Below are 9,573 nucleotides of genomic sequence, written 5' to 3' on the forward strand. Positions count from 1 at the left end.
GGAATTCCGTGCGCGCGGGAGGGTGGGGCGAGGATGTTGCAGGGGCTGGGAATCGGTCAGCAGGAGGAAGCCGTCTACGTGGAGCTGCTCCGGCGGCGCCGGGCCACGGCCGCCGACCTGAGCTCCGCGGCGCAGCTGCCGTGCGAGAGCGTCGCCAGCGCGCTGACCCGGCTGTCCGAGCTCGGACTCGTGACCGGCGACGAGTCCGGCCTCTTCAACGCCGTACCGCCGGACGTCGGGCTCGGAACCCTCGTCGTCCAGCACCAGAGCACGCTGCAGCTGGTGCAACGCCGGCTGTCCGAGCTCGTCGACGTGTACCGCACCGGCGCCGCGTCGACGATGAGCGAGGTCGAGGCGCTGACCACGCCGGAGGAGCTGGCGACGTGGGTGGACAACATCGAGCGGGGCGCGAAACACGAGCTGCTCGCGTTCTTCCGCCCGCCGTACGTGCTGGACGGCGACCTCGAGGTCACGACGGACGTCCCGTCGTACCGCTACGTCTACGAGCGGGCCGCGCTCGACGACCCGCGGACGCCGGCGGAGATCGGACGATTCCTGGACGGCGGGTACCAGATCCGGATCGTCAACGAGCTGCCGAGCAAGATGATCATCATGGACCGGAGGATCGTGCTGCTACCGATGCTGCCGGACCAGGCAGGGATCGAGCCGGGCTTCCTGCTGGTTCGCGGGCAGTCCCTGGTCCGGCTGCTGGTGGACCTGTTCGAACGGGTCTGGCAGCTGGCGACCCCGCTGCGTCTCAGCGCCGCCAACCTCGTCGAAGGCGGCCCGGCGTGGGACGACTTCGACATCAGGCTGCTCACCTACCTGCTGTCCGGGATGCCGGACAAGTCGGCGGCCGGCAAGCTCGGCACCAGCGAGCGGACGGTGCAGCGGCGGATCAAGCGGCTGATGGAGCTGTCCGGCACCGACAGCCGCATGCAACTGGCCTGGTACGCCGCCCGCTCGGGACTGATCGCGCCGTGACCGCGGGGGTGCCCCACCCTGTCCTGGGTAGGGGCACCCGTCGCAGTCAGCGCAGCCGGTACGCCCGGGTCACGGTCTGCTCGACGGCAGTGCCGTCGACGTCCGTGGCCTGGACCCGCAGCGTGACGAACCCGTTGGTGTTCCGCGGGCTCGTGAGGACACCCTGTGCGGTTGCGGTCCCGGTAGCGGTTACCGGCACCTGGGTCCAGGTAACGCCGTCGTCGTACGAGGCCGACAGCTTGACCTCCCGCAGCTTCGGAGCTGCGAGCCCCTTCGGGTACCGGAAGCCGAGGCCCAGGGTGACCGCCCGACCGGCCTGCACGCTGTTGTCGAGCGCGACGTCCAGGTCGTAGTCGATCGACATGACCGGCAGCAGGCTCCGGTCGGTGTGCTCCGACCGGAACGTCCAGGCGGTGCTGGCCTTGGTCGACGTCGTCCACCAGGGCTGGTTCTTGGTGACGTCGAGGACGAGCTTGTACGTCGCCGCCTGCGGCACCATCGGGAACGCCACCGAGCTGGCCGGTGCCGAGCCGAGCAACTGGCCGTCGCGGTAGACCGTGGTCACCGACTTGTCCAGGTTGCTCGGCAGCGTGAACCACTGCCCGGCCCCGGTGTCCAGGAGCGAGGCGACGTCCGTACCGCCGAGGTCACCGATGCGGACGGCGCCGTCCGGGTGGTTCGGGGTGATCGCCGAGCGGACCACGGCCTTGTTCCAGGCCCGGCTGGTCTTCTGGCCGGCCTGCAGGACCGTCGGCACGGTCTGGTACGACCCGCCCATCGGCTCCCAGATGCCGGCCGCCGACACGAACTCCCAGGTCCGCACGCCGCCGGTGACGTACTCGGTCGTCTTGCGCGGCATCGTCGACCGCTTCAGCGTCATCACGACGAAGGTCTGCTTGTCCGAGATCAGGTACCGCGCGTAGCCGCCCAGCGTGGGCGTCGACGCGTGGAAGCTGCTGTCGACCGTTGCCAGCTCCCTCGGATCGGCCTGGTACTGCTGGGTCGCCTGGATACCCACCTGGGACTTCAGGACCTCGTAGCTGTACGGCGATACGGCCGTACCGCGGAACAGCAGCATGGCGTCACCGCGAGCGGCCCTGGCGGCCAGCTTGACACCCTGCTCGTTGGACAGCGAGAGCGCGGGAATCGCGGTCGGGGCCGTCCGGTAGATCGCAGTGCCCCAGTCGCCCGGTGTGTCGTTGTAGATGATCACTACGGCCGCACCAGCGGCAGCCGCGTTCGCAATGACCTGGCCGATGCTGACTGCGTCGCTCCGCTTCACCAGCGCCACCGCTCCGCGGACCGCCGAGCCGGTGAGGTCCTCGAGGCGACCGGTGCCCGCCTCGACCACACGGAGCAGCTTGATGCCGTTGATCCGGGCAGAGCCGGCCCAGCCGTCGATGTACTCCGGCGTGAGCGCGAAGGAGTCGTGGCCGACGACCTGTGTGTCCAACTCAGGGGCGCTTGCCGAGAACTGCAGCCTGTGTTCGATGAGCTCCTTCTTGCCAGTGGACGGGATCGCCCACATCTTCGTGTAGCCGGGGGCGTCCGACTGCAGCTCGTACCGCAGTGTGGTGTTGTCGCTCATCAAGGACACGCTCATGCGGACCTGGCTGGTCTGACTCGGCAGCGGCGTCTGCAGCCGTACCTGGTGCGACTTGGTGCCGTCGAACGTGAGCGTGCGGTCTGTGTCGAGCACTACACCGGACTCCGCGCCGTACACGACCTGGCGGACCTGACCGTAGTCGGGCGTGAACCGGTAGGTGGACGACTCGAAGGCGTACTCACCCCGCGGCAGGCTGAGCGTCATCGTGCCCGCCGTGCCCAGGAAGTAGTACATGTCGGCCGGCTTGGCGTGCTTGAGGTCGAACACGAACACCATGCCGTACGCCGAGGGGGCCGGCGTCGTCTCCCGGTCCTTCACAGTGATCGTGACGTCGAAGCGCTCCACGTCCTGCACGAACCCGAGGGCGGTCGTGACAACAGCCTTGCCGTCGGCAGACGTTGCGACGACGTGTTCGCCGTACGAGCCGGTGGCCATGGTGCCGCCCGTCAGCGTGACCGGTACGTCGGCCGAGCCGTGTGCCGGCACCGTCACCGAGTCCGCGCCGAGCTGGAAGGTTCCGGCCGGGACCGCGGTACCGGCTGCCTTCTGGACCAGCGACAGTGTGATCGGCTCGTCGCCGTTGTTGGTGTAGGTGAGCTGCTTGACGACCGGAGCGGTCGAGCCGAACGGCCGCATCCCGAAGTCCACGACACCCGACGCAGACACCTCCTGGCGGAACGCGCGGCTGACGTCGACGCGTCCGGCGCCCTGCAGATAGACCGACGTCTCGGCGGTGGTCTTCGCCGTACTGACCAGCTGGTTCTTCAGCTGGGCGGGGGTCCAGTCCGGGTGCTCCTCGGCGAGGATCGCGGCCGCTCCGGCGACGTGCGGGGTCGCCATCGACGTACCGCTGGCCGTCGTGTAGTTGGCGTCCACCGGGGTGCCCATGCTGGTACCGGCCGCGCGGGCGGCGACGATCGCCGAGCCGGGGGCGGTGATCTCGGGCTTCAGGGCGCCCTCGGCGAGCGGGCCGCGGCTGGAGAAGTACGTGACCGCGTCGTTCTGGTCCACAGCGCCGACCGTCAGGGCCGAGGCCGCGTTGCCGGGCGAGCCGACAGTCGAGTCGGCCGGGCCCGAGTTACCCGCGGCGATGGTGAACAGGACACCTGTCTGCGCCGTGAGCGTGTCGACCGCAGCCACGAGCGGGTCCTCGTCGCGTGACCCCGCGGGTCCGCCCAGGCTCATCGAGACGACCTTGGCACCGGAGTGCGCGGCCCAGTCCATGCCGGCCAGGATGTCGGACTGCGCGCCGGAGCCCGCGTCCGACAGCACCTTGCCGATCACGAGCTCCGCGCCCGGCGCGACACCGCGGTACTTGCCGCCGGAAGCGGCGCCGCTCCCGGCGACCGTCGAGGCGACATGGGTGCCGTGGCCGTGACCGTCCTGGACCGACTCGCCCGGCACGAAGCTCTGGCTGGCGACGACCTTGCCGGTCAGGTCCGGGTGGTTCAGGTCGACGCCGGTGTCCAGGATCGCGACCTTGACGCCGGTACCGTCGTACCCTGCCTGCCAGGCGTCCGGAGCGCCGATCTGCGGCACGCTCTTGTCCAGCAGCGCGTGCATCTTGCTGTCCAGCCAGATATGGTCCAGGCCCCCGGACAGCCGCGGCCCGGCGTCGTCGACCGAGTCCCAGAACGTGGCCGTCTTCGCCTTCGCCGTGGTGACCGCTGCGCCGCGGATACTCGGCAGGTTGCGCTTGACCGTCGCCCCCGACGGCGCGAGGGTCTTCGGGGCGGTCCGGCCGGAGTACTTGACGATCAGCGGGATCGATCCGCTGCGCGCGTCGTCGTACCCCTGGGCGATCAGGCCGGTGACGTTGAACAGCTTCTGGTCCAGCTTGCCGGACGCGATCAGCGGCTGCGCCTCGGGCGGGATCACGTACACGTCGTCGCCGACCGCGTAGCTGCGGAAGTTGGCCGCGGAGCCGGCGTGCGGGGTGATCGCGATCGCGGGCTTGCCGGCGGACGTCGTCACGGTGACCACGTCGCCGGTGACCAAGGTGACCTTGGCCGCGGGCTTCTGGGACACGCCGGCGGTCGTGGCGGCCTTGGCCGGGGTGACGGCGTCGGCGGCGTTGGCCGGGGTGACGGCGTCGGCGGCGTCGGCGGCGGTTGCGGCGGTTGCGGCCGTGGCGGTGGCCGGGGGCGGCGACGGCTCGGCGGAGGCGATCGCGCTGCCGGGCACCACGAGGGTGGCGGTGAGCGCGACGCCGAGCAGCATCGATCTTCTGGTTGCCATGGGGGGTGGCCCTCCTTCTTCCGGATTCCGTTCCGGTGCCGCACAGCCTCGTCAAGGCGGCCGGAGTGCCGCTACGGATCCGGCTGGCGATCACCCGACATGTCAGGTCGCCGCCGATCCGCCACTACTTCGCGTAGTTGTCCACATACTCGAAGTCACCGGTCCACGGGCAGGCGAATCGCGGCACTCTCTTGGGCAAGGAGATTCGGCGGCGAAGGGCGCGGGATGGGAGATCTGGACTGTGAACCGGCGGACGTGACCGCCCTGGTGGCATACCTGCGCGACATCGGGCAGCACGAGCTACTGACCCTGGAGGAGGTGAACGAGCACTCGTACTGGATCGAGGCCGGCGTGCTCGCGGCGGCCCGACTGAGCGGCGACCCGGGCCGGCACGATCCGCGCGACCTGCGCCAGGTCGTCGCGCTCGGGCAGCACTCGTGGCGCCGCATGATCGAGGGCAACCTGCGCCTGGTCGTATCCCTCGCCCGGCGGTACGGCGGGAAGGGCATCTCGCTGCTCGACCTGATCCAGGAGGGCAACATCGGACTGATGCGCGCGGTCGAGCGGTTCGACCACCGGCTCGGCCACCGGTTCTCGACGTACGCGATCTGGTGGATCCGCCAGTCGATCGGCCGCGCGATCTCGGACCGTTCCCGCCTGGTCCGGATGCCGGCCCAGGCGTACGCCGACGCGTCCCGGGTGGCGTCCGCCCGCCAGGAGCTGACCCAGGCCCTCGGCCGCGAACCAGCCGCACCGGAGCTTGCGCGAGCGACCGGCCTGAGCATCGCGCGGATCGAGCGGGCGCAGGCGTGGCGGATGCAGCCCGAGACCCTCGACCTCGACGACACCGACCCGGTGATCGACGACGACCCGATCGTGCTCCGCGCCGCCCTCCGTCGCGACCTCGCCCACCACCTGCAGTTTCTCGACGACCTGCACCAGACCGTGCTGCACCGGCGGTACGGGCTGCACGGCCACATCCCGTCCACACCCGAGGAGATCGCGTCACAGTTAGGCCTGACCACGGCGAAGGTTCGCGCGCTGGAACGCGAAGCCCTCCGGCAACTCCGTCGTCGCGCCCTGCCCCAGCTCCGCGACTACGTCGCCTGACCGAGTCTTTGGAGCGACTGGAATGATGTGGGTGTGAGACTCCTGCGTACCCCCTGGCCGCGCGAGCTGGGCGAGGCCGTGTCGGCCGCCGCCCGCCAGTCGACCGGCAGGAAGGAAGACGTCCTCGCCGCCGTGCAGCTGACCAACGGCCGCTGGGTGGCCGGCACGCGCGCCGCGGTGTACCTGCCGTCGGACTCCGCGGACGCGGATCGCCGGGTCGGTTGGGAGAAGATCGAGCGCGCCGGCTGGGACTCCGAGGCGTCGGTGCTGCACGTCTACGAGACCACCGACTTCGGCACCCCGCTGCGCGCTACCGAGCTCAAGGTCGACGACCCGGGCCGCTTCGGCCAGCTCCTCCGCGAGCGCGTGGACGCGAGCATCGTCGTCCAGCGCCACGTCCCACTGGCCGGCAAGCGCGGCGTACGCATCGTCGCGCGCCGCAACCCGGCCACCACCGACGCCGCCGTCACCTGGAACTTCGTTCTGGACAAGGGATTGGAACCTACCCAGCCCGGCGTCGTCGACGCCGCCGAGGCCGCCCTCCGGCAGGTCCGCGACGAGTTCGGAATCTGACCCGGCAGCGTCCAGAATCCCGTTTTTGTAGTTCGCCCCCCGCCTGCTAACCTACTCAGGTCCTCGGGGATCGAGGACAAGGCAAGACCCCGATCCCGCGTAGCTCAATTGGCAGAGCAGCCGGCTGTTAACCGGCAGGTTACTGGTTCGAGTCCAGTCGCGGGAGCAACAACCAGCCGGGCCTCCAATTCAGGAGCCCGGCTTCGTCATGTCACCGCCCCTCCGGACGGCTAGGTTCAAGGGCATGAAGCGGTGGGGATGGGCAGGCTTGGCCTGCGTACTGCTGATCTCAGGCGGATGCGGCACCGAGACCGCGGCAACCGTCGGAGGAGGACCGCCGACGGCGAGCCCACGGCTCCCGACCGTGGCGCGCACACCGACTCCACTTCCCCCACCCGCCTGCCCACCCTCAGGCGCCTCGATCACCGTGGGCCCGGTAGAACCGGCACTCGGCCACCGAGCCGTAGTCCTGAAACTGACCAACTGCCGAGCGGCCCCCATCACCGTCAACGGCTACCCCGAGGTCACCGTCCTCAACGCCCGCCGCCGAACGATGAACGTAACAATCACCCACGGCACGTCATACATGGCCAGAGACCCCGGCCCAACCCGAATCCGCCTACACAAAGGCGAATCCGCCCTAGCCGCAGTCTCCTGGTCCAACACCGTAGAGATCGCCGAGAACAAAGCCTCAGGCACCTACCTAGCCGTCGCCCGCCACCCCGGCGACCGCCCCACCATCTGGCCGGTCGACACCGACCTGGGCACCACAGCCAAGCTCACCCTCACCGCCTGGTGCCTGAAATTCCCCAACTAGCCTGCCCCAACATATTGGCCTAGACCGTAGAGCTGGGCCTGACTGGCCGTCGGTGTGCAAGCAAGCCCGAGCAACCCACGTGAGCAGAAGGCCCTGACCACATCCCGCGGTCAGGGCCTCACCACGTCCACAAGCCCGATCCCGTCGCACCGCCTACCCCGGCAGCACACAGGACCCGGCCTCACGCCTCAGGAGGAAGTCCTACTTCCCCTTCTTCCGGTCGATCGCCCGCTGGATACGGTGCTGCGGCTGACCGGTAATCTTCGCGAGCAGCGGCACGCGGTACTTGTACGCCGCGATCGCACCCACCACGAGCACCAGGAAAATGAACCAGCCCATCGGTGTTCCCTTCGTCCGGACCTGCCTCCATCATGCCCGGTCCACCCCACCCACCCCTCAGTCAAACCCCTGACCCACCCCTGGTTTCACACCCCACCCCCACCCACCAGATACGATCTGCCGCACACGGGGCGGTAGCTCAGCTGGTTAGAGCAGGGGACTCATAATCCCTGGGTCACGGGTTCGAGTCCCGTCCGCCCTACCCCACGACCGCGGGTCGGAGGCGTGGCCTGGCCCTGACCCGCGGTGGACCAACAAGCACAGGACACGCGACTCGCTTGAGGCACAGGCAGTCCGGGTGCGGATCGGCGCCGGTCAGTCGTCTGGGCCTTGCAGGTGTCGCTCGCGTGGTGGCTGGCGGCGTTTAGGTCACTCTCCGAAGAGGAGTGGGGCGGTGCCGGGTTCTGTTGTGTCTCGGAAGTAGAGGGGGTCGGTGAAGGTGGTAGGGAGTTTGCCTAGGCCTTGGATGACTGTGGCGGTGCCGTTGGCGTGGCCTATCGCGTATAGGTAGGCGGATTGGGTGTCCCTGTCGATGGCTAGGAGGACGGTGCCGTATTGGCCGCACTTCTCGGCGATCAAGGTGTCGAAGGACTGCCAGGTGGACGTGCGGACGATCTTGACGATCGGCTTCATGGGGGACGTTAGGGGGAGGCGGACTGTGTAGAGGGCGCCGCCTCGGGTTGTGGCTAGGAAGGTGTCGTACGTTGCGGTTTGGCTGATCAGGGCCATCGTCTTGACGGCTGAGAAGCCGCCTGCGGACTGGGGGTTGGTCCAGCCGAAGCCGCCCTTGCTGTCCCAGCGGGTGAGTGTGCCGTTGGAGCGCAGCGCGTAGTGGTTGACCAGGGCCCACGGGTTCGTGTCGTGCGGGTAGCTTGTCTCGAGGAACGTGGCGTCGCCCCAGCCGCCACCGACCCGGAAGTTGTGTGCCTGCGTCCGGTCGACCTCGCCGGACTCAGTGAGGAAGTACGTGCTGTCGTACAGCCCCGAGCCGATCACCACATGGCCGGCGTACGCGCCGCCGAAGCCGGTGACGACGGGGTCGTTGAAGAACACGGTGCTCAACCGGGGCAGGCCCTCGGGGAAGAGGTCGGTGTAGCGCGCCTTCTGCTGCACCGTTGGCGGTGAGCCGGCCGTGACGACCTTGTGCACGTGATCGCCGCCGGCGGTCACCGACCCGAACTCGATCTTGCACGCCGCGGCGACAGCGGTGTCAGCTGCCAGTGCCTCGCCCGCGGTCGCCGACAGCATCCCCGTCACCAGCGCAGCGGCAGCAGCCATCCGCCCGGCAGTCCTGAGTCGTTTCGACATGTCGACCATCACTCCCCCACCCGGCCTCAGGCCGCAGTACGAAGTAGCACTCCTGCCTACTTGATACTCACCGGGCTCGAAAAGTTACCTAGCCCGAGGCCAGAGGCGGTCGCGAGCTCGCGGAAGCATGCCGTCGCACTGGGGCTCGCCGACAGCGGCGAGCCCTCCTCGCCGCGACGCTAGCTAATCGAGCGAATCTCGCCTTCCTGACCATGCGTCGCAGATTGGCCGGGAATCCTAGAACCGACTGGTTAGACGCTTCTGGGCCCTCGCCAAACTCCCCGCGTCCAAGTCGTGGCGGAGTTACCCAGAGCGCGAGTTGGCGGCGATCGCAGACAGGCCATTGGGCCGAGGTCAGCGCGCAGGACGACTGCTCTGGGGTCGCCAACCCGCCAATCGAGGCACTAAGTTGTCCGATGGAGTGCTCGAACGGACAACCCAACAATCCAGGGAATCTACCCAGCGGGCAAGCTCGCCGGTGCGCCCGTGCAAACCACCATCGAGGTCAAGTCCTGTGAAGTGGTGTACGAGGTCTGGTGATTCGTCGTTGTCTGGTTAGGCGCTGATCGCGCTGGCGGCCTGGGGGTTGTCCTGGGAG

Annotated in this window: 7 protein-coding genes and 2 tRNA genes; 6 read left to right on the plus strand and 3 right to left on the minus strand. The window is 68.8% G+C overall.

Annotation, left to right across the window (positions count from 1 at the left end; translation table 11 throughout):
* Positions 1-33 precede the first annotated feature (33 nt).
* Positions 34-984 carry a helix-turn-helix domain-containing protein gene (locus ABZW60_RS36035; protein ID WP_355484653.1) on the plus strand — a complete coding sequence of 317 codons (951 nt, stop codon included), beginning with the start codon at positions 34-36 and terminating at the stop codon, positions 982-984.
* A 46-nt stretch (positions 985-1,030) separates the two neighbouring features.
* On the opposite strand, the gene ABZW60_RS36040 is transcribed toward ABZW60_RS36035, so the two are convergent.
* Positions 1,031-4,828: a S8 family serine peptidase gene (locus ABZW60_RS36040; RefSeq protein WP_355484655.1), complete on the minus strand. Its 3,798-nt coding sequence runs from the start codon at positions 4,826-4,828 to the stop codon at positions 1,031-1,033.
* 225 nt (positions 4,829-5,053) lie between these two features.
* Between ABZW60_RS36040 and ABZW60_RS36045 the strand changes: the two genes are divergently transcribed.
* The 4 genes from ABZW60_RS36045 to ABZW60_RS36060 all read left to right on the plus strand — a co-directional run bounded on the left by ABZW60_RS36045 (position 5,054) and on the right by ABZW60_RS36060 (position 7,328).
* On the plus strand, positions 5,054-5,938 hold the full coding sequence (locus ABZW60_RS36045) for a sigma-70 family RNA polymerase sigma factor (RefSeq protein ID WP_355484657.1): 885 nt from the start codon (positions 5,054-5,056) through the stop codon (positions 5,936-5,938).
* 33 nt (positions 5,939-5,971) lie between these two features.
* Positions 5,972-6,511 (plus strand): hypothetical protein, encoded by a 540-nt coding sequence (locus ABZW60_RS36050; protein ID WP_355484659.1) that lies wholly within the window; start codon positions 5,972-5,974, stop codon positions 6,509-6,511.
* 93 nt (positions 6,512-6,604) lie between these two features.
* Positions 6,605-6,677: transfer RNA gene (locus ABZW60_RS36055), tRNA-Asn, on the plus strand.
* Between the two features lie 78 nt (positions 6,678-6,755).
* Positions 6,756-7,328 (plus strand): DUF4232 domain-containing protein, encoded by a 573-nt coding sequence (locus ABZW60_RS36060; protein ID WP_355484661.1) that lies wholly within the window; start codon positions 6,756-6,758, stop codon positions 7,326-7,328.
* A 201-nt stretch (positions 7,329-7,529) separates the two neighbouring features.
* On the opposite strand, the gene ABZW60_RS36065 is transcribed toward ABZW60_RS36060, so the two are convergent.
* Positions 7,530-7,667: a hypothetical protein gene (locus tag ABZW60_RS36065; RefSeq protein ID WP_355484662.1), complete on the minus strand. Its 138-nt coding sequence runs from the start codon at positions 7,665-7,667 to the stop codon at positions 7,530-7,532.
* 128 nt (positions 7,668-7,795) lie between these two features.
* Here ABZW60_RS36065 and ABZW60_RS36070 point away from each other — a divergent pair.
* Positions 7,796-7,869, plus strand: a tRNA-Ile gene (locus tag ABZW60_RS36070).
* Between the two features lie 167 nt (positions 7,870-8,036).
* Here the strand turns inward: ABZW60_RS36070 and ABZW60_RS36075 are convergent.
* Entirely contained in the window at positions 8,037-8,945 is a 909-nt protein-coding gene (locus tag ABZW60_RS36075; RefSeq protein WP_355484664.1) for a hypothetical protein, read from the minus strand.
* Between the last annotated feature and the right edge of the window lie 628 nt (positions 8,946-9,573).

The sequence above is a fragment of the Kribbella sp. NPDC003557 genome, assembly GCF_040610805.1.
Lineage (GTDB): Bacteria > Actinomycetota > Actinomycetes > Propionibacteriales > Kribbellaceae > Kribbella.

Excerpts from the sequence above, each read along its gene's own strand:
- ABZW60_RS36060 (WP_355484661.1), top strand. The coding sequence starts at position 6,756 with ATGAAGCGGTGGGGATGGGCAGGCTTGGCCTGCGTACTGCTGATCTCA.
- ABZW60_RS36045 (WP_355484657.1), top strand. The coding sequence starts at position 5,054 with ATGGGAGATCTGGACTGTGAACCGGCGGACGTGACCGCCCTGGTGGCA.
- ABZW60_RS36065 (WP_355484662.1), bottom strand. The coding sequence starts at position 7,667 with ATGGGCTGGTTCATTTTCCTGGTGCTCGTGGTGGGTGCGATCGCGGCG.
- ABZW60_RS36040 (WP_355484655.1), bottom strand. The coding sequence starts at position 4,828 with ATGGCAACCAGAAGATCGATGCTGCTCGGCGTCGCGCTCACCGCCACC.
- ABZW60_RS36035 (WP_355484653.1), top strand. The coding sequence starts at position 34 with ATGTTGCAGGGGCTGGGAATCGGTCAGCAGGAGGAAGCCGTCTACGTG.
- ABZW60_RS36075 (WP_355484664.1), bottom strand. The coding sequence starts at position 8,945 with ATGGCTGCTGCCGCTGCGCTGGTGACGGGGATGCTGTCGGCGACCGCG.